Source organism: Mesorhizobium sp. M2E.F.Ca.ET.209.01.1.1 (genome assembly GCF_004010375.2).
In the GTDB taxonomy this organism is placed as follows: domain Bacteria; phylum Pseudomonadota; class Alphaproteobacteria; order Rhizobiales; family Rhizobiaceae; genus Mesorhizobium.
This window is the reverse complement of the sequence record NZ_SADP02000114.1, coordinates 1-536: the sequence shown is the minus strand read 5'-3', so window position 1 is coordinate 536 and position 536 is coordinate 1. Positions and strand designations below refer to the sequence as shown.

The window sequence follows — 536 nt, the reverse complement described above, 5'->3', positions numbered from 1 at the left end:
GCCGGATCGCCAGATAGATGGTCAGCCATTTGCGATCCACCTCGCGAATGGAAAGTTTCAGATCATGGAACTCGAATGGTCTCGGAACGCGCGTCCATCCGGAGAACGCCAAAGCGCCGACCGGAGCGTCGTGTTTCCAGACCAGCTTTTCTTCCGGCCGACCCAGAGCCATGGCGAACTCGAACGGCGACGCCTCCTCGTGAGCGATCTCCACCGTAGCGACGACACTCCTGGCAAAGGCCGGGAAGGTGGAATTGAGCGCGGCCACCACGAGACCATGCGTGCTCGGCCGCAGGAAGATGCCGCCATCGGAGACGAGCAGCGCAGGCAATTCCGTCGGATGGTTCGTCACGAGCGTTGAACGCTTCAACTCGTCACCGGTCAGCTGGCGCGTACGTTGCCGCTGCTGCGGCGCGTTGAGGCGCGGGTGCTTCGCGCCGTTCAAGACGACATGGCGGATCTGGATGCTTGAAAAGCCGCCAAGCACCGTTGCGCCCGACCAATTGCCGCCGCATCTGACTGCAAGCAGCAAATCG

General features: G+C 62.1%; 1 protein-coding gene. It reads right to left on the bottom strand.

The window, feature by feature from the left end:
- Nucleotides 1–536 (bottom strand): DUF6212 domain-containing protein (locus tag EN852_RS41165; RefSeq protein WP_189546337.1); only part of this gene is annotated, 536 nt, incomplete at both ends.